Source organism: Paraburkholderia eburnea (assembly GCF_002917095.1).
In the GTDB taxonomy this organism is placed as follows: domain Bacteria; phylum Pseudomonadota; class Gammaproteobacteria; order Burkholderiales; family Burkholderiaceae; genus Paraburkholderia; species Paraburkholderia eburnea.
Genome location: NZ_PQGA01000004.1, coordinates 41,091 through 59,938, shown reverse-complemented (window position 1 = coordinate 59,938; position 18,848 = coordinate 41,091). Strand labels below are relative to the sequence as shown.

The 18,848-nt window shown below is 62.3% G+C and carries 22 protein-coding genes; all 22 read left to right on the top strand.

Annotated elements, in window-relative coordinates; genetic code table 11:
• Nucleotides 1-156 precede the first annotated feature (156 nt).
• Nucleotides 157-741, top strand: coding sequence for a hypothetical protein (locus B0G62_RS10775; protein ID WP_103704179.1), 585 nt, complete (start codon nt 157-159; stop codon nt 739-741).
• Nucleotides 734-2,833 carry a phage terminase large subunit family protein gene (locus B0G62_RS10770; protein ID WP_103704178.1) on the top strand — a complete coding sequence of 700 codons (2,100 nt, stop codon included), beginning with the start codon at nt 734-736 and terminating at the stop codon, nt 2,831-2,833. Before B0G62_RS10775 ends, B0G62_RS10770 begins: the two co-directional genes overlap by 8 nt.
• Before the next feature lie 4 nt (nt 2,834-2,837).
• Nucleotides 2,838-3,107: a gpW family head-tail joining protein gene (gpW, locus tag B0G62_RS10765; RefSeq protein WP_208624219.1), complete on the top strand. Its 270-nt coding sequence runs from the start codon at nt 2,838-2,840 to the stop codon at nt 3,105-3,107.
• 76 nt (nt 3,108-3,183) lie between these two features.
• A complete protein-coding gene (locus B0G62_RS10760; RefSeq protein WP_244193181.1) occupies nt 3,184-4,761 on the top strand; it encodes a phage portal protein in 1,578 nt (525 codons plus the stop codon).
• Between the two features lie 74 nt (nt 4,762-4,835).
• Nucleotides 4,836-5,639 carry a S49 family peptidase gene (locus tag B0G62_RS10755; protein ID WP_244193180.1) on the top strand — a complete coding sequence of 268 codons (804 nt, stop codon included), beginning with the start codon at nt 4,836-4,838 and terminating at the stop codon, nt 5,637-5,639.
• Nucleotides 5,640-5,665: 26 nt separating this feature from the next.
• A complete protein-coding gene (locus B0G62_RS31610; protein ID WP_167401218.1) occupies nt 5,666-6,346 on the top strand; it encodes a hypothetical protein in 681 nt (226 codons plus the stop codon).
• Nucleotides 6,347-6,403: 57 nt separating this feature from the next.
• Complete coding sequence (locus B0G62_RS10740) at nt 6,404-7,090, top strand: head decoration protein (RefSeq protein WP_103704173.1); 687 nt, start codon at nt 6,404-6,406, stop codon at nt 7,088-7,090.
• A 75-nt stretch (nt 7,091-7,165) separates the two neighbouring features.
• Entirely contained in the window at nt 7,166-8,197 is a 1,032-nt protein-coding gene (locus B0G62_RS10735) for a major capsid protein (protein ID WP_103704172.1), read from the top strand.
• A gap of 2 nt (nt 8,198-8,199) precedes the next feature.
• Nucleotides 8,200-8,520, top strand: coding sequence for a head-tail joining protein (locus B0G62_RS10730; RefSeq protein ID WP_103704171.1), 321 nt, complete (start codon nt 8,200-8,202; stop codon nt 8,518-8,520).
• Between the two features lie 4 nt (nt 8,521-8,524).
• Entirely contained in the window at nt 8,525-9,097 is a 573-nt protein-coding gene (locus B0G62_RS10725) for a hypothetical protein (RefSeq protein WP_103704170.1), read from the top strand.
• A gap of 5 nt (nt 9,098-9,102) precedes the next feature.
• Nucleotides 9,103-9,324: a DUF2635 domain-containing protein gene (locus tag B0G62_RS10720; protein ID WP_103704169.1), complete on the top strand. Its 222-nt coding sequence runs from the start codon at nt 9,103-9,105 to the stop codon at nt 9,322-9,324.
• Nucleotides 9,321-10,814, top strand: coding sequence for a phage tail sheath subtilisin-like domain-containing protein (locus tag B0G62_RS10715; protein WP_208624218.1), 1,494 nt, complete (start codon nt 9,321-9,323; stop codon nt 10,812-10,814). The genes B0G62_RS10720 and B0G62_RS10715 overlap by 4 nt, the downstream gene beginning before the upstream one ends.
• A 57-nt stretch (nt 10,815-10,871) precedes the next feature.
• A complete protein-coding gene (locus B0G62_RS10710) occupies nt 10,872-11,246 on the top strand; it encodes a phage tail tube protein (protein WP_103704168.1) in 375 nt (124 codons plus the stop codon).
• A gap of 13 nt (nt 11,247-11,259) precedes the next feature.
• Complete coding sequence (locus B0G62_RS10705) at nt 11,260-11,616, top strand: phage tail assembly protein (RefSeq protein ID WP_103704167.1); 357 nt, start codon at nt 11,260-11,262, stop codon at nt 11,614-11,616.
• Nucleotides 11,617-11,685: 69 nt separating this feature from the next.
• Nucleotides 11,686-13,584, top strand: a complete 1,899-nt coding sequence (locus B0G62_RS31165) for a phage tail tape measure protein (RefSeq protein ID WP_146055239.1) — start codon at nt 11,686-11,688, stop codon at nt 13,582-13,584.
• Entirely contained in the window at nt 13,581-14,381 is an 801-nt protein-coding gene (locus tag B0G62_RS10700; RefSeq protein ID WP_167401221.1) for a DNA circularization N-terminal domain-containing protein, read from the top strand. The genes B0G62_RS31165 and B0G62_RS10700 overlap by 4 nt, the downstream gene beginning before the upstream one ends.
• Nucleotides 14,378-14,941, top strand: coding sequence for a hypothetical protein (locus tag B0G62_RS10695; protein ID WP_103704165.1), 564 nt, complete (start codon nt 14,378-14,380; stop codon nt 14,939-14,941). Before B0G62_RS10700 ends, B0G62_RS10695 begins: the two co-directional genes overlap by 4 nt.
• Nucleotides 14,938-16,011, top strand: a complete 1,074-nt coding sequence (locus tag B0G62_RS10690; RefSeq protein WP_181315568.1) for a phage baseplate assembly protein — start codon at nt 14,938-14,940, stop codon at nt 16,009-16,011. Before B0G62_RS10695 ends, B0G62_RS10690 begins: the two co-directional genes overlap by 4 nt.
• Nucleotides 16,008-16,598: a phage baseplate assembly protein V gene (locus tag B0G62_RS10685; protein WP_103704164.1), complete on the top strand. Its 591-nt coding sequence runs from the start codon at nt 16,008-16,010 to the stop codon at nt 16,596-16,598. Before B0G62_RS10690 ends, B0G62_RS10685 begins: the two co-directional genes overlap by 4 nt.
• The gene (locus tag B0G62_RS10680) at nt 16,595-17,050 is read left to right on the top strand and encodes a phage GP46 family protein (RefSeq protein ID WP_103704163.1); all 456 of its coding nucleotides are present in this window, start codon (nt 16,595-16,597) and stop codon (nt 17,048-17,050) included. The genes B0G62_RS10685 and B0G62_RS10680 overlap by 4 nt, the downstream gene beginning before the upstream one ends.
• Complete coding sequence (locus tag B0G62_RS10675; RefSeq protein ID WP_103704162.1) at nt 17,050-18,186, top strand: baseplate J/gp47 family protein; 1,137 nt, start codon at nt 17,050-17,052, stop codon at nt 18,184-18,186. Before B0G62_RS10680 ends, B0G62_RS10675 begins: the two co-directional genes overlap by 1 nt.
• Nucleotides 18,183-18,842 carry a YmfQ family protein gene (locus B0G62_RS10670; protein WP_244193179.1) on the top strand — a complete coding sequence of 220 codons (660 nt, stop codon included), beginning with the start codon at nt 18,183-18,185 and terminating at the stop codon, nt 18,840-18,842. Before B0G62_RS10675 ends, B0G62_RS10670 begins: the two co-directional genes overlap by 4 nt.
• Nucleotides 18,843-18,848 lie beyond the last annotated feature (6 nt).

The following is an 18,848-nucleotide window of genomic DNA, read 5'->3' as shown; positions in this document are numbered from 1 at the left end:
AAAACTCGTTACACGTTACACGCTATGGCGGCATCAAATGCGGCTCAAAGGCGCGCCGCGCCAAGCGATGCGGGTGTAACGCAGCGTGACGTCAAACCGGCGGGGAAGGCGAAAAACATTACACGTGAGGCCGTTACACCGGCCGGCACTGATGGCGTGATCGGAAAGGCGGCGCTCGCTGATGCGCTGGGCTGGACGCGCCCGAAGCTCGATCGCCGTCTGGAGAGTGACGAATCGTTTCCGATCGCGAAGCGCGGCACGCGCGCCGGCGGATGGGAATTCGATCTCGCCGCGGTCAAGGCTTATCTCGGCGGCGGTGCGCCAGCGCGATCCGCGCCGCGTGCGCCAAAGGCCGCGAGCGTGCCGGCACCGGACGACAATCCGTACCCGGGCGCGAAGTACCCGGGCGCGAAGTACTCGGTCGTGCCGCCGGCAGGCGTCGAGCCGCTCGTGCATACCGGCGAACAGACTGCGCGCCAGCGGCGCGACATGGTTCAGGCCGAGATCCTTGAGGACAAGTTGCGGCGCGATCGCGGCGACCTGGTTCAGGCCGAGGTGATGCGGCAGGTCATCACGAAGATGCTCGTGCACCTCGGGAAGGGCATGGATCGGCTGGCCGACCAGATCGTCGAAAAGCTCAGCCTGCCCGAAGAGAACGCAGACGCGATCCGCGAGCTGACCGACGATCTGCGAACGACGATGGTCGATGAACTGAAAGTGTTGCTGGGCCCCGATGCTTGAGAACGCCTACGCCGACGCGTACCAGATCGTGCGCGAGGCGCTCGGCGCGCTGGTGCCTCCGGCCCGCGAGACGGTCGCGCAATACGCGTCGCTCAATCGCCGCCTGACGAACCAGGGCGGCGGCTTCGTTGGACGTTGGCACCACGAGAAAGCGCCATATCTCGTCGCGCCGATGGAAACGCTGACGCGGCTCGACTATCTGACAACCGTCGTTGTCGGGCCCGGGCAGTCTGGCAAAACGGAGATCGCTCAGAACTGGCTTCTCAAATCCGTCGCGAACGACCCGGGCGACATGCTCTGGTACATGCAGACGGACCCGGGTCTCGAAGCCTTCGTCAAGAGCCGGATCAATACGCAGATCGACGGCCACGCCGAAATGGCGATGCAGCTCGGCACGCGGCCCGTCGACGACTCGCTGCATTTCAAGCGCTTCGCCGGCATGCGCGTCGAGTTCCTCTCGGCGAACGACAACAACCTCATCAACAAGTCGGCGCCGCGGATTGTCGCCGATGAGGTTGACGCGTATCCCGAGTCGCTAGGCGACGTGAAGGCGCTTCTCGACGTGCGTCGGCAGACGTTTGGCCGCCAGTCGATGCTGCTTGCGCTGAGCCACCCAGATCGCGCCCGCGGGTTAATTCCCGAGCGCGACTGGACGGCCGGGATCATGGCGCTGTATGGCGACAGCGACCGGCGCGTGTGGTACTGGCCGTGCCCGCATTGCGGCGCGTGGTCGAGCCCGGTGCCAATCGCCGCGCGGCACATGGCGATGACGTACCCAGAAGAAGGAACGCTCGACGAGATCGAAGAGAAGGCGCGGCTCGTTTGCCCGGTCAATGGTTGCTTGATCGAAGACCGGCACCGCCGCGCGATGAATCTGGCTGCGTACCGCTCGTCCTTCGGCGGCTGGATCGGCGATGGACAGGAGCTTTCGCAGGATGGCGTAGTGAGCGGCGATCTCGTCGCGCGCAAGAGCGCAGGGTTTTGGATCGTCGGCACGATGTCGCCTTTCATTCTCGGCGGCATTGGAGGCCTCGCCCGTGCCCGGGTCAAGGCAGAGCGCGAAAGCGAGATCGACGGCGACGACAAATCGCTTCGCCAGGTCGTCGTCAAACAGTGGGGCTTTCCGTACGCGCCGAAGCGCGGTATTGGCTCGCTCGACGCGAACGTGCTGGCGGACCGATGCGAGCCCGACCTGAAGATCGCGGTAGTCCCCGAAGGCGTGCGCTTCCTCACCGGATCCTGTGACGCCAATGGCGGCCGGTTCGAATGGCTGGTGCGCGGCTGGGGCGTCGGTGGTGAGAGCTGGGTCATCGACAAAGGGCGCGTCAATGGCGACCCGGCGACATCGCCAGAAGATTGGGACTTGCTGCTTCCGGTGATACAGCACACCTATCCGCTCGCGGACGGCAGCGGCCGGCGTATGCCGATCCGCGCATTCGGTTTCGATAGCGGCGGTGAGGCGGGCGTCACGCAGCAGGCTTACGCCGCGTGGCGCCGCTGGCGCAAGCTGGACGGTGTCGTCCGCCTTTACGGCCGGATAGCGGGGCGAGACGCGTGGACTGTCTTGCCGACGAAGGGCGCAAATACGCTGATGGCGCCGCGCCTCCAGGTGACGTATCCCGACACGGCGCGTAAGTCAAACCGCGCGGCCGCAGGCGGCACGGTGCCAGTCGCGCAGTTCAACCCCAACAGCTTCAAGGATGACCTCGCTGGCCAGCTGCAAAAGGCCGATCTCGGCGACTGGTATGTGCATTTCCCATATGTGCTCAGGTCTCCCGAAGAACCTCACCTTTGGTTCGAACAACTGACGTCTGAGATCCGGTTGAAGAACGGACGCTGGGAAAAGGCCGTCCGCGGGCGCCGGAATGAAGCGCTCGACCTGATGGTGCTCGCTCACGTCGTCGCCCACCTGCATGGTCTGTCGCAGATCGATTGGATGAAGCCGCCGGCTTGGGCTGCACCTTGGGATAAGAACACGTCCCTGATCGCTGGCGCGCCGACGAAGACCTCGCCGGCGCCAAGCGGTGCGACCGCAATCCCTGACGGCGTTTCGCCCAAAAACCCGAAATCTGCAGTTCACCGTTTCCGCTAAATCCATGGCCACTTCCGATATCAGCTCGCCGTATTACGGCATGAGCGACGCACAGCTGTCGGCCGCGATCGCGTCGGCGCAGCAGGCGTATATCGAGCTGCGCACGGGTAAGAAAGTGGTCACCGTGGCGTACGCGCAAGGCGGCGGATCGCGAAGTGCGTCGTTCCAGCAGACCGACATGGCGAACCTGCGCATGCTCATCGCCGAGCTGCAGCAGGCACTCAACCCTGGCGTGCGCATCCAGCGCCGTCGACCGATCAGGCCGCTTTACTGATATGGGCAACGAACTTTCGATCGTCGATGCCCAGGGCAATCCGATCCAACGCGCGCGCGGCGAGTATCCCAACGGGATGCCGCTGACGAGCGGTGTCGGGCGCTGGTACTTCCCGTACCAGGCGGCGGACTGGCAGACGCAGGAGATGGGTAACTGGTTGCCCTGGATCCGCTCGCCTGATGCCGAGATCACCCAGTTCCGCGATCGCATGGTCGCGCGCTCGCGCGATCAGGTTCGAAACGACGGGCGCTCAAGCGGTGCCATCACCCGGATCCTCGACAACACGGTTGGGGCATCGCTGCGCCTTTCGGCAATGCCGGACTATCGTGCCCTGCGCCTGATCAGCGGAGCGAACTTCGATATCCAGTGGGCAAAGGAGTTCGCGAGCGCCGTCGAAGCGCGATGGCGTCTGTATTCGAACGACCTGAACCACTACAACGACGTTTCGCGGCAACTGACGGTCTCTCAGCAACTGCGTCTCGCGCTGCGCCACAAGCTGATCGATGGCGAGGACCTGATCGTCAATCACTGGATGCCAGAGCGTATAGGGCGAGGTGCCGCGCAGTATGCGACGGCTTATCTTGTGGTGGATCCGGATCGGCTCTCGAACCCCATGCAGATGGTCGACACCAAGCACTTGCGCGGTGGCGTCGAGATCGACGACAACGGCGTGCCGCTGGCGTATCACATCCGTAAGGCTCACCAGAACGACTGGTACAACGCCGTCGAAAGCATGGAGTGGGAGCGCGTCATCGCAGAGGACGGTGATGGCTGGCGGCGCGTCATCCATGACTTCGAGCGCGATCGCGCCGGTCAGAATCGCGGCATCGGTGTTTTCACGCCCGTGCTCGCGCACGCGAAGATGCTCGCGCGCTACTACGGCATCGAGCTTCAGGCCGCAGCGCTTGCCGCGTCGATTGGCACGTACATCACGAGCCCCTATGACCCTGCCGAAGTGCAGGACGCTATCGGCGGCGACCACGAGCTCAAGTTCTACCAGAGTCTTCGCAAGGAATGGAACGACGAGCGACCGGCGATGTTCAACGGCGTGCGAGTGGCTGCGCTGGCGCCCGGCGAGGACATCAAGTCGGTCGCCTCAGACCATCCGCACAATGGTTTCACCGAGTTCGTTCACGAGATGCAGGGCTGCGTCGCGTCGGCGCTCGGCGTCACCCAGGAGCAGGTCACGCAGGACTGGACGCGCACGACCTATTCGAGCGCGCGCTCCGGGCTGCTCGAAAGCTGGAAAACGCTCGTGCGACGACGCCTTGAGTTCTCGGCCGGAACCGCCACTCCGATGTACGCGACGTGGTTGCGCGAATGCATGGAGAACGATGAGCTTCCGCTGCCCAAAGGCGCGCCTGACTTCATCGAGGTCGCTACGGCCTACGCAGGATGCTCGTGGCTCGGGCCCGCCCGCGGCTGGGTCGACCCGGTCAAGGAACCGCAGGGATCGATCCTGAAGATGGACGCGGCTCTGACGACGCTCAAGCAGGAGGCGGCCGAGCAGGGATCCGACTGGGAAGAGCTGCTCGACCAGCGGCAAATCGAGATCGAAGAATTCAAGCGGCGCGGCATCCCGCTCCCCGAGTGGGGCGGCAGTGAGATGGCGACACGCACCGACGAACCTCCCGAAGAGCCGAAGGCAGCATGATCAATTTTCCTCATCTCGCGACGCGGCTATTCAACGTCCCCATTGCGATCCTGCCGCAGAAGGCAGAGATCGTGATGGCCGCGCTGGCTGACCGATTCGGCATCACACAGCTATTTCGTGCGGACGGTACGGCGCTGGCTCTCGCTGACGGCGGCGCACGCGCGTTTCTCGAATCGGAAGACGACGGTCCGGCGCAGTACAAGCCCTATGACATTGCCGAGGGCGTTGCGCGAATCCCGATTGAAGGGACTCTTGTGCACAAGCTCGGCACGCTCCACCCATATTCCGGCATGACAGGATACGACGGCATCCGCGCGCTGATTGACATAGCGCTCGGCGATCCGGATGTGCGCGCGATCATGCTGGACATCGACTCACCCGGCGGCGAGGTGGCAGGGTGCTTTGACCTCGTCGACGCAATTTATTTCGCACGTGGGCAAAAGCCCATCTGGGCCGTTCTCACCGAGAGCGCGTATTCCGCCGCCTATGCGATCGCCAGCGCAGCTGACCGGATCATCGTGCCACGCACTGGCGGGACGGGCAGCGTCGGCGTGATCTGCATGCACGTCGACATGTCGCAGGCGCTCACGCGCGCGGGCATCGACGTCACGCTCATCCACTACGGCGCACTCAAGGCGGACGGGAACGAGTTCAGCCCGCTCTCGAAATCCACGCTTGCGCGCTTCCAGGCAGACGTGGACGCCATGGGCGAAATATTCGTGAAGACCGTTGCACGCAATCGCGGTCTCAAAACGGCAGCGGTGCGCGACACCGAGGCCGGCACCTTTCTCGGCGCCGCGGGCGTCGAAATCGGCTTTGCTGACGCTGTCATGGCGCCGGATGAAGCCTTCGCTTCCCTGCTCGAAGAGCTGGGCTGATTCATCCCACCGTTAGGGTAAATCCAATGAGCAATCTGTTTCGAAACCTTGCAGCGCGAGGTGGGTTGAGCTTCGCCCATCTCGGCCGTAACGCCCGTGCTGAAGATGATCGTGATGACGATGACAGCGGCAAAGGCAAACGCGGCAAGAGCGCCGAAGACGAAGACGATCAGCAGCAGGATCGCGATGACGGCGACAGCAAGAAGGGCAAGCGTGCCGAAGGCGGCGATTCGGACGACGACGATGAAGATGATCGCGATAGCGGAAAGCGCAGCAAACGCGCCGAAGACGATCGCGACGATGACGATGACAGTGGCAAAGGCAAGCGTGGCAAGCGCGCTGAAGACGACGATGAGGACGAGCGTGCCGAGGACGATGACGACGATGAAGAGGAGATGCGGGGCAAGAGCGCAGCTGCTCGCGCGCGTCGCCGTGAACGTGCGCGTTGCGCCGCGATCTTTGCGTGCAAGGGCGCGGGTCGCAATACGGAGCTGGCCGCCAACCTCGCGTTCGAGTCGACGATGACGCGCAGCGAAGCGATCGCGGTCCTGAACAAGACCCGTGGTTCGGCTGGCGGCAGCCAGGATCGCCGCAATCCGAGCCTCGGTTCCGGTGACGCGCCGCGTATGTCGCAGACGCAAGCCATCGAAGCCAGCTGGGACGCTGCGTTCCAGAAGGCCGGATCGAAGCCCCGTCGCGGCCGCTAAAGCGGCGCGCAACACATTCGCGCAGGAATTGTCTTCTCTTCTCTCAAGGATTGAATCATGACCAATCCCCCCGTTCTTACTCAGACGCCGCTGGTCGAGCAGTGGCACGCCGGCGGCTTCCTCGTGTCCGAAGCGCGTGGCCACCGCGCTCGCGATATCGGCACCATCGGTGGCGCCACCAAGGTCTATCCGGGTACGGTGCTTGGCCTGCAGACCGGCGGCGTCGCGGCGGCGTGGCCGGGCAACCCGGCGCAAGAAAACAACAACACCGGCAACGGAACGATCGCTCTGGCATCGCCGCCCATCGTCGCCGGTGCACAGCTCGGCGTTTATACGTTGACCGCGACTTCGGCGACGAACTTCGCTGTGACGGACCCCTATGGGAACCTGATCGGTAACGCAACTGCCGCCGCGAGTTCGCCGCCGGCATTTAGCAATCAAATTGCACTTTCGATCACGATCGGATCGACGCCGTTTGTCGCGGGCGATGAGTTTTCGGTCGAGGTCGAGGCGATCGCCGGTGCTTATGTGCCACTCAACCCGACGGCGAGCGATGGATCGCAGACTGCTGTGGGCATTGCATTTGGCTTCACGGACGCGACGTTGAACGATGTCCCGGGTACGGTCGTGACTCGTGAGTGCGAGGTCAACGGATCCGAGCTTCTGTGGCCGAGCGGCGCAACTGCCGCGCAGATCGCAGCAGCGACGGCACAACTCACGGCGCTCGGAATCATCACTCGCTGATCGTCAGCAGTCCCATCTCCCACATCAAGTCCTTATGGCCGCGCAAGCGGCCATTATTTTTTCTGGAGCCAAATAATGGCCAGCTTGGACGTATTCCATCAGGATCCCTTTACGACCATCCAGCTTACCGCGGCGGTCGACAAGTATCCTTTCCAGCCGACGGGGCTCGGCGACCTTGATCTCTTCGAGCCGGATCCGATCCGCACGACGGCACTTGCTGTCGAGCAACGTCAGGGAAAACTCGTCATCATCCCGACGTCGCCGCGAGGTGCGGAAGGAACTCAGCGTACGCTTGAAAAGCGTCAAGCGCGCTACTTCGATGTGCCGCGTCTGCTGCACGATGACACGATCTACGCGAACGAGATCCAGAACATCCGTCAGTTCGGTACCGAGTCCGAACTCATGCAGGTGCAGGTCGAAGTCGCGCGCCGCATGAATGGTCCGACCGGCATTCTGCGCAATATCGAATACACGTGGGAATTCCATCGATTGGCGGCCGTGCAAGGCAAGCTGATCGACGCCGACGGGGACATCCTGTACGACTGGTTCGACGAGTTTGGCATCGCGCCGCCGACGCCTGTCGAATTCAGTCTCGCCGCGAATACCGAGTACTCGATCCGCCCGATCGTCAACAAGATCCGCCGGACGATGGCGCGTAAAGCGCAGGGTTCCTTCACGCCCAACACGCGAATTTATGCGCTGTGTGGCGACAGTTTCTACGACTCGTTCGTGAATCACCAGGACGTACTCCGTACGTTCTTCAACTGGTCGGCCGCCGCTGACCTGCGCGACGACAAGCAGGGCGGCGCATTCGACGCGTTCCCATTCGCTGGCATCACGTGGATGAACTATCGCGGTTCGGATGACAACTCCACGATCAAGATTCCCGACGATGAAGTGCACTTCTTCCCCGTTGGCGCGCCAGGTATCTTCCGCTGCGCGTATGCGCCGGGCGAATCGTTCGAATGGGTGAATACGCCGGGCAAGCCGACGTATGTGATCCCGATTTTCGATCGCGACCGCAACAGCTGGTGGAAGATGGAAGCGTATTCCTACCCGCTTCACATCTGCACGCGTCCGGAAGTGCTGCAAAAGGGCACGGCCTGATCGTGATTGACTTCGACGGCACGCTCAACGCGGCTATTAGCTCGACGCTTGGCGACCAGGTTCCGGTCTCGTATCTGCCCAAGTCGTCGAGCACTCCGGTGCCTATCCTCGGTGTTTTCACACTGATCACCGATGCGCAGTTTGGCGAAGACGGAACGCCGAACGAAAACATCACGGTTGCGACTCTCGGATTGCAGGTTTCGCAACTGGCTGTGCCACCGGCGCAGGGTGATTCAGCGACGATCAACGGGATGGCCTATGCGGTTGGCAACGTCGACGAGGACGGCCTCGGGTGGGCTTATCTGAACCTGAATCTTGGATAGCCCCATGCCATATCGAGCCACACTTCGCGGCTACGCGGTCGCTGCACTTCAGGGATCCGCGACGCTGGCGGGGCAGAGCGTTTTCCCATCTGCCGACTGGCCAACGGTCGACCCCGACTATCCCGCAATTCTCGTTCAGTGCTATCGCGAGAAAAAGGAATCGCGCGCTAAGGGAAGCCAGATCCCCCAGTTCATCGCAACAGCGGTCCTCGCAGTCACCGCCCGCGTCAAGGCCACTGGCGGCGCGGAAGCTGGCCCGAACGTGCAGATGCTGCTCGATGAGCTTGAGGATCAGATCTTCCTGGCAATCACGACCTGCCAGCCCCTTCTGCAGTCAATCCAGCGCGTGTCCTGGGTCGATTCCGATCAGGAAATCAGCGCCAAAAGCCAATACCACGCTGGCGAAGTGCGGATCAATTTCGGGCTCGAATTCCCCGTCGACGTTGACCCGCTCGGTGATCGCCCGGCCGCATTGCCTTCGATAACAGCGCCACTCAAGGAAGTCGATCTGACGTGGACGGTGCCGCAGGGCACGCCTCAACCAGGGCTGGTCATCGACCTGCCGCAACCGGAGTAACTCCCATGAAGGTCTACCCCGTACCGGGCCGCGCAGTGCGCGATCCGGTGACGAAGCACGTCCTCGCGGAGGACGGCCTCGAAGTGTCGGAGCACGACATCTTCTGGGCGCGTCGCATCCGCGACGAAGACGTCACGACGACGGCGCCGGAGAAAGCGGTGACCACTGAAACGCAGAACGAAGCGCACGCAGTAGCGGCGCCGGCACGTGATGGAGGTGAAGCGTGAGCACGATTCCCTTCCAGCAGATCCCCAGTAATCTGCGCGTGCCGTTCTTTTTCGCCGAGGTGAATAACCAGAACGCGAACACGGCCACGCAAAACCAGCGCGCGCTGCTCATCGGCCCGATGATCAGCACTGGCGCGGGCGCAGGCACGGCGACGCCGGGTCAGCCGCTGATCTCGCAGGGGCCAGCCGATGCGATTGCGAAATGCGGCGCCGGTTCGATCCTCGCGATCATGACGCAGGCATACCGAAATAACGACTCGTTCGGTGAACTGTGGTATTTGCCACTGGCCGACGATCCAAGCGCTGTTGCGGCAACGGGCTCGATCGCGATTACCGCGGCACCGACGGCAACCGGTGTGATCTATCTATACATCGGCGGCCAGCGCGTCACATTGACGGTCACGGCGTCGATGACGGTGGCCAACATCGCGACGGCACTTGCAGCCGCGATCAATGCGGTGAATACGCTGCCTGTGACCGCGACAGCCGCCACGAGCACCGTCACACTCACGTCGAAGAACAAGTGCCTCGCCGCGAACGACATCGACATCCGCATGAACTATGGCGGCGTGCGCGCGGGGGAATCGACGCCGGCCGGTCTCACGTACACGATCACTGCGATGGCCAGCGGTGCGACGAACGCGGTACTGACCGCGGCGCTGGCGAACCTGGCTGACATGCCATTCGACTTCATCGCTTGCGCGTACACCGACTCGGTATCGATGACGGCGATCACGAATTTCCTGAACTTCACCACCGGTCGGTGGAGCTGGCAGGAAATGATCTACGGCCACGTGTTTTATGCATATCGCGGTACCTATGGCGCACTGACGACGTTTGGCCCCACGTTGAACGATCCGAACTCGTCGGTGATGGGTTTCTACGATTCGCCAACCACGTCGTGGGAATGGGCGGCGGCATATTGTGCGGCGGCCGCCGTGAGCATCAGGGCGAATCCCGGTGTGCCGATGCAGACGGTTGCGCTCACTGGCATCCTCGCGCCGCCGATCGCGTCGCGCTTCATCCTGAGCGAGCGTAACTCGCTGCTCTTCGACGGCATCTCGACGTTCACGGTGGACACCGCGGGCGTTGTGCATCTCGACGGCACGATCACGACGTACCAGACGAATGCGCAGGGGCAACCGGACAACAGCTATCTGCAGATCAACACCATGTTTTTGATCATGGCCGTGATCCGCGCGCTGCAGACGATGGTGACGTCCAAATACGCGCGCATGGCGCTAGCGGCGAATGGAACGCTCTTTGCGCCCGGCGCACCGATCATCACACCCGACGATATCCGTGCGGACCTGATCGCAAATTACGGACAGCTTGAATATCAGGGCCTCGTGCAGGACTCGGAGTCGTTCGCCGATGGCCTCATCGTGCAGCAGAACGCTGGCAATCCGAATCGCGTCGACATCGGCTATGACCCAACGCTGATCAACCAGCTGAACATCCTCGCGCTGCTGCTGCAGTTCATGCTCTGAATCCCGGTAGGTGAACACGGGCGGCCCAGGCCGCCCATTTTGTTTTGAGGAGCCGAAATGGCGGACAACACCAATCGCATCGCCGGGATCGCGACGTTCAAGATCGATGGCGTGCAATACATGCTCGAGGGCAAGCTCGAATACAGCGACATGCTGGTGACTCGCGAGACGAAGAAAGGGCAGGACACGGTGCACGGCTATGGCGAAAAGCCGGAAGCGCCGTATATCGCGGGCACGTTCCGAGATAGCGGTTCGATCAACGTGCAGTCGCTCAACAGCGTCACCAACAGCACGATCTCCGCGAAGCTCGCCAACGGCAAGCTGATCATTGGCCGCAACATGTGGCAAGTCGGCGAAATCAAGGTCGACACCGAGGAAGGCACGTTCGACATCCGCTTCGAAGGTCTGCAGGGCTCGGTAACGGAAAACTAAGGAGCAGGGCGACATGAATGATTCCGCAACGAGCGAAGTTCCAGACTTCAAAAAGATGACGCGCGAAGAGTTGCCGGGCGAATACGCGCTCCAGCTTCTCAAGCCAATCAAGTTCGGCAAGGGCGACAACGTCGAGATCCATACCCGCATGGACCTATGTGAGCCCGATCTCGATCAGCTCGAGGACTTCCAGAAGAACATCAGGAAACTCGGCGAGCTGGGTGCAATCAAGCATCTGATCTCCGTGGTCGCCGATGTTCCATTTCCTATCGTCGGCAAAATGGGGGCCCGCGACATGACCCTTGCGCAGGAGTATCTCCTCGCTTTTTTGAAGAGCTCCCACCCGACTGGCGATACATCGCTCGAGTGACCACCCGGTTCTATCGGTGGAGGCCGCGTGATGCATGGTCCATGACGTGGACCGAGCTGTGCGGGTGGATTGCAGACGCGAATCGTATGGTCAGCGAAGCGAACAAGGCACGTAATGGCAAATAAACTCACCATCGTCATCTCGGCCATTGATGACGCGACGAAGACGATCAACAACGTCAACCGATCGTTTGCCAATGCGCTGTTGCCTGTTACGCGCCTGAACCGCTCGATATCCAACCTTGTGCGCGCCACCGGTGTGCCGAAACTGGCAAAAGGCTTCGTCGGCGTCGGCAAGGCAGCTGCGAACGTCGCCGAGAAGATCGGCAAGATCTTTGCGCCACTCGCCGCCGTTATTGGCGTGGGTTCGATTGCCGGTGTCGTCGCGCTGGCCACCGAGTGGGGCAAGCTCGCGATGACCGTGACGAATGCTGCGCAGAACATTGGCATGACGGCCAGCCAGTTGATGGGGCTGCAAAGCACCGCGCGGCTCGCGGGTGTGAGTTCTGAAGAGCTGACATCGAACCTGACGAATCTCGGCAATACGCTCGAAGACGCGCGCTTCGGTCGCAACCAGGGTGCGTTGATGCTCATGAACCGCCTGGGCATCGGCCTGCACCGCCTGAAAAACGGTTCCGTCGATACGCAGCGCGCGATGATGGACCTCGCGACGGTCATGCAGCGCCCTGGCATCAAGGGTAATGCGCAGGTCGAAAACCTCATTGCGAGCCAGTTTGGAGTGAGCGGTTTGCTGCCGTTGCTCCGAAAGGGGCCTGCAGCGATCGAGGCGTATCAAAAGCAGGTGCGCGCGCTTGGCGGCGAGATGAGCGGGCCTGCACTCGAAGCGGCGACGCAGTTCGAAAACCGCTTGCTCCTGTTGCAGACCGCTATCGGCGGCTTGAAAAACTCGATCGGCGCAGCGCTTATTCCAGTGCTCCAGCCTCTCGTCGAGCAGCTCACTAACTGGATTGCCGCGAACCGCGATCTGATCGCAACGAAGGTGGCGGAGTATGCGCAGAAAATAGCCGACTGGGTAAAGACGATCGACTTCAAGAAGGTCGGCGATGACATCACAAAAGCGATCACCAGCGTGACGGGCTTTGTCGACGCAATCGGCGGCTGGCAGACCGCGCTCAACGGCATTCTCTTGATCATGGGCGCGCCGCTTCTCACCGCGATTTCGCAACTGGGCACCGCGCTGATCGAGTTGGGCGCGATCGTCTGGGCCAACCCGATCCTGGCCGCGCTCGCGACAATCGGCTACCTGTCCTACGAGGTCTACAAACAGTGGGACAACATCGGTGCGTCAATGGCAGATGCAACGCCGCCCGCGTTCGGAGACGGGACCGATGGCGACAAGCCCGTTGGTCGCTTTGGCTCGATCGGAGACTGGCTGGGCATCAACGGAAACACGGGCGCCGGCGCGCCCAGCAAAGTGCCGCTTGGGATCCGAAGCAACAATCCGCTCAACATTCTCGCGAATGGTAACGAGCGCGTGTACGCAGATCCGGGACAGGGCATTGCCGCGGCTGTGTCGAACCTTGAGCGCAACTATCGAGGCCTCACCCTCGCGCAGATTCAGGACAAATGGACGGGTGGCGCGCGTGCAGGCAACACGCCACTGGAAATCGCGAACTACGCGAAGATCGTGAGCGCCGCTACAGGCCTGCAATCGAACGCGGTTCCCGACCTGAATGATCCGAAAGTCGTGTCGTCATTGATGGTTGGGATGATCCGCGCGGAAAACGGCCAGATGCCTTATACGCCCGGGCAGATGGGGCAGGCCACGATCGCCGGCATGCAACAGGCCGGCGTGACGCCTGGGCAGGGCGGTGTGCCGGCGCCGATCGCGCTCGATCTGCACGTGCACGGTTTGCCCGCCGGCGCCGGCGTGACCGTTGCACCTACCAACGACGCGCTCGGCCCGACGCGCGTCGCTTACTCGATGCCCACCGGGGTGACGCCTTGAGCTACTGGACAGACCTCCTGCAGGCGAGTTTTAACGGTGTGCCGTTCGGCGTTGAGGCCGAAGGCGGCAAGTTTGGCCGCAGGTGGGCGCGTCACGAATATCCGTATCGTGATACGCCATGGATGGAGGATCTCGGGCGCCGCGCGCGCGAGCATAGGATCACCGGCTTTCTGCTCGAAAACGACCAGGTGTATGGCGGTGGCCCGGTGATTCAGCAAAAGCTGTTGATGATTCGCGCGGCGGAAACCCCGGGCCTTGGTCAGCTCGTGCACCCATCGCTGGGCACGCTGACGGGCGCCATCGATGGGGGCATCGAGTTCATCGCCCGCTGGAACCAGGGGCTGATCTACGAGCTGCATTTCGATTTCGTCGAAAGTGGCCAGCCGCAGTTTCCCAACGTCTCAACCTCGACGCTTGCCGGGGTAACGGCTGCTGCGATGACGGCTGATACCGCCGCCTCGGATAGCTTCATTTCGCGTGCGGAAGTCGCGCTCAAGCAGGGGGCGGCGGTCGTGAAGATGGCACAGTCCACGGTATCGCTTTGGGCCGCGCAGGCACAGGGCCTCGTGAACGATGCGCGGAACATCTACAAGTTCGTGTACGGGATGCAGGGCGGCTCATATGGTCGCTATTTCGGGGGGCGCCTCAACGGCTTCAATCCGAGTGCGGCGCTGCAGGCCACGCAGCAGGCGGGCGTGACTGTGTCGTCTTTGATGGCGCAGGGTACCGTGCTGCGCGCAACGGTCACGAATTCTGGCAACACCCTTTCAAACATTGCAGGCGAACTCGGACTATGAGCCACGCATCTGATCTCGCGAGCGCCACGCAGGCGCTCGCGGCGGCGCTGCTCGCTTCAGCGATTGATCCGGCTGACGGCGTGCGGCTGCTCTCGAATCTCTCGAACTTCCAGCCAAATGCCGTCACGAGTTCCTCGGTCGTGGGCGCTTCGATGGCCGCCATGCAGGACGCGTGTGGTGATCTGTGCAGACGCGCGGCAGTTGTGGCAGCGTGCCGAGCGGCGGCGAGCTATCAACCAGCGTCGACGACGGACGCGAAGAACCTGCAGAACGCCGTCCTGCAACTGCTCGACGCTGAGATCCTCATCGCGGGCAATCAGGGCGAAGACGACGTGTTCACGGCGCTGCGCGCGCTACGCGCGGCGGTTGTGCAAGATCTGCAGACGCGCGCCGCTGGCCTGCCCGGCACAATCGTTGTTAATGTCCCGGCTGCGCTGCCTGCACCCGCGCTCGCGCAGCGCCTGTACCGTGACCCGACGCGCGCCGACGAACTCGTAACCGAATCGGGCGCGCCGCACCCTGCTTTCCTGCCTCCTGGCTTTACCGCACTTTCGTCATGACGGTCTCCAGCAATGAACTCACGCTCGTGGCCAACGGAAACATGTTGTCGGGGTGGACACGCGTGCGCGTCACGCGCGGCATCGAGCGCTGTCCGTCGGACTTCTCGATCGAGATGACGGAGAAGTATCCGGGCCAGCCATTCGATATCACCGTGCAGCCCGGAGACGAATGCCAGGTCTTGATCGGTGGCGATCTCGTGATCACGGGCTACGTCGACAAGATTTCGCCGGCGTTTGATCCACAGAACCATACGATTACGGTCAGCGGCCGCAGCAAGTGCCAGGATCTCGTAGACTGCGCAGCAGAGTGGCCCGGTGGGCAGATTCTCGGATCGTCGGTGCTCGACATCGCGCGGAAGCTCGCGAAGGTCTACGGCATCTATGTGTCGGCGACGGGAAACGTGGGCGGTCCTATCCCGCAGTTCAATTTGATGCTTGGCGAGACCCCGTACGACATCATCGAGCGCGTCTGTCGCTATCGGGCGCTCCTGCCTTATGACGATCCGAACGGGAATCTCGTGCTCGGTGCCGTCGGCACGACGCAGGCCGCGAGCGGCTTCAAGGAAGGCGTCAATGTCGAGCGCGCACGCGTGATCTATTCGATGGATCAGCGTTATTCCGAGTACATCGCGTTTTTGCAGTCGGTCGACGTGTTCACCGATACCGGTGACGGCGGCAATCTGCTCGGCACGGCCTACGACAAGGGTGTGTCGCGCCATCGCCGGCGCGTGATCATTGCGGAGGCCGGTGGCGGCGGCCAGGACGTCGCGAAGCAGCGGGCGAACTGGGAAGCAGCGCGCCGCTACGGGCGCTCGGGATGCGTGATGCTGACCACAGATAGCTGGCGAGATAGCGCGGGCATGCTCTATACGCCGAACACGCTCGTTCCGCTGACGTTGCCGACGCTGAAGGTGACGGGCAAGACCTGGGTGATCGGCGAAGTTAGCTATGCCCGCGGAGAACAGGGTACGCGTGCGCAGCTCACGATCATGCCGCCCGAAGCGTTCAACCCCGAACCGATTTTGCTGCAGGCGCTTCCCGCAGACGTGCCAGCTGGAGCTTCGCAATGAGCGACTATTCCGAGCGCCATTATCTGCGCACGCTGCTGACCATCCGGCGCGGTCGCATTTCGCTCGTCGACGACAGCGGCGTCATCCAGAGGGTGCAGCTGGCGCCAAGCGGGCTTGAAACGCGCGACAACCTGCCTCGCATGAGCGAATACGGTCTTGCATCGAATCCACCCGGTGGCAGCGACGCGCTGATCGCCAACGTAGGCGGCGATCCGTCGAACGGCGCGGTCGTGGGCACGAACCATCAGGCAACGCGGCCAAAGAACCTGGCCGCCGGCGAGACGCAGGTCTATAACGGCCCGGCGGGCACGAGCCTCTATCTGGCGAACGGCGAAATCGTGCTCAACGCAAATGGCCAGCCGGTGAACGTAAGCGGCGCGACGATCGTGACGATCACTGCTGCGACCGAGGTGGTGATGGACACGCCGCTGTTGAAGGTGAAAGGCGACATTCTCGATAACTACGAGACGAACGCAGTGACCGCAAAGCAGCAGCGCGCAGATTACGACGCTCACGGCCACCCGGTTGTGAATGTCCAGGGCGGCAGTAGCACGATCACCACTGGAACACCGACGGTGACTGAATGACCGACACGACGACAGTTTGGGATACGGCGAATGCGCGCGGCGACTGGACGCTGTCCGGTGCGATGCTTCAGACCGGCAGTGACCTGCAGACTGCGTACCTCATCAGCCTTTTCACCGATCGTGTGGCGCAGCCCGGCGACGTCATTCCGGACGGTACGGCGGACGCACGCGGCTGGATCGGCGACGCCGGCGCCACGTATCCGATCGGCTCGCGCCTCTGGTTGCTTGATCGCGCGACGAAAAGCCAGCAGACGATGAATCGCGCGCGGACATACGTGACCGAGGCAGTGCAATGGCTGTTGGATGACGGCGTCGTGTCGAAGCACGATATCACCCTCGCATGGGTGCAAGGCGCGCCAGGTACGTGGGGGATAGGTATCTGGATTCAGGCTTACCGGCCTGACGGCACGACATTTCCGCAGTTCAACTGGGTTTGGGGTGAGTTTCAATAATGCCTTTCGCACGTCCAACACTCTCGCAGCTGCAGACGCAGGTACTGCAGGACATCGCGGCCGCGCTGGAGGGATCCGATCCGCTGCTCCGATTCTCGAACCTGAATATCACGGGTATCGCGCTGGCGAACCTGCTCAATCTCGTCTACGGCTATCTCGACTGGATTTCGCAGCAGGCCGTGCCGATCACATCGAGCGATGAATTCCTCGCGATGTGGGCCGCGCTGAAGAACGTCTACCAGAAGCCGGCTACACAGGCCACTGGCGCGCTCTCGTTCCCCGGTACCAACGGCACGGATCTCCCGAGTGGCACGCCGGTGCAGCGCAACGATGGCATCGGCTATACCACGACTGCCGATGCGACCGTGAGCGGCGGCTCTGTGATCGCGCCAGCGATCTGTAATGCGGACCCCACCGGGCTGACCGGCGCATTCGGCAACTGCGATGCGAGCACGACGTTCACACTCGCGACGGCCATCGACGGCATCCAGTCGAACGGTACGGCCGCGACGGATTTCACCGGTGGCGCGGACATCGAGACGCCGGACAGTCTGATGACGCGAATGCTTCAGGCGTATCAGAATGTCCCGCAGGGAGGGGACGCTCAGGATTACGTCACGTGGGCCCTGGCGGTCTCGGGTGTTACGCGCGCATGGTGCAATCGGAACGGCTTCGGCGTGGGCACCGTGGTTGTCTACACGATGTTCGACGAGGCGGAGGCGTCTAACAATGGTTTCCCGCAAGGCGTGAATGGTGTCGCCACCAATGAGGCGCGCAGCGCGACAAAGGCGACGCTCGACCTTCTGGCGGTGGCCAACTCGCTCTTCGAAGTTGCTCCAGTGACCGCGCTCGTCTGGTCCTGTGCGCCAACGCCCAACCCGATCAATTTCACATTCACCGGGAGCAGCGGGTGGAGCGCAGCGACACAAGCAGCTGTGAAGGCGGCCATCAACAGCGTCTTTCTGCAATACGGCGCGCCGGTGACTACGTCGATACCGGTGATCGATCTTTCGCTCATCGAATCGGAAATCGCCGCCATCTCCGGCACCGAGGGTTTCGTCATGACGGCGCCGGAGGCCAACATTCCTAACGTAACCGGGCAGATGCCTACCATCGGTACGACAAACTTCACGTGACAACAGTGAATAATGCGCCCGTCCTTTCGGCGGCTGACTTTCTTGCCGCGCTGCAGGCCTGTATGCCGCGGGGGAGGGTATGGCCAAAAGATCCGGATGCAGTTCAAACACAGGCATTGCAGGGCCACGCAACGCCTTTCCAGAAACACAACGATCGCGCGAACTATCTGCTTGTCGATGCGTTCCCAGCGACGACTAACGAGCTTTTGCCGGAGTGGGAAGCGACGCTCGGCCTGCCCGATCCTTGCGCTGGGACGCAGCCGTCGCTTGCGACACGGCAGGCGCAGGTTCTCGCGCGCTTCGCGGGTGTCGGCGGTCAGTCGATGTCGTATTTCATCGGTTATGCCGCGAAGCTTGGATATACCGTCAGCATCCGTCAGCACCAGCCGTTTCGCATGGGCCAGTCGCGCATGGGAGACGCTTTGGGTGGATCCGAGTGGGCGTTCGTATGGGATATAGTCGCGCCGGCCAGTACGGTCACCCGTTTCACGATGGGCCAGTCGGCAATGGGCGATCCACTGGCGTCATGGGGCAACGCGGTGCTCGAATGCGAAATCGGGGCCTACGCTCCTGCCCACACGCTCGTGCGGTTTATCTATGGGGCAACGGGCGAACTGGATTCTGACTTCATTCTCGATCAGTCGGTTCTTTACTAGCGAACA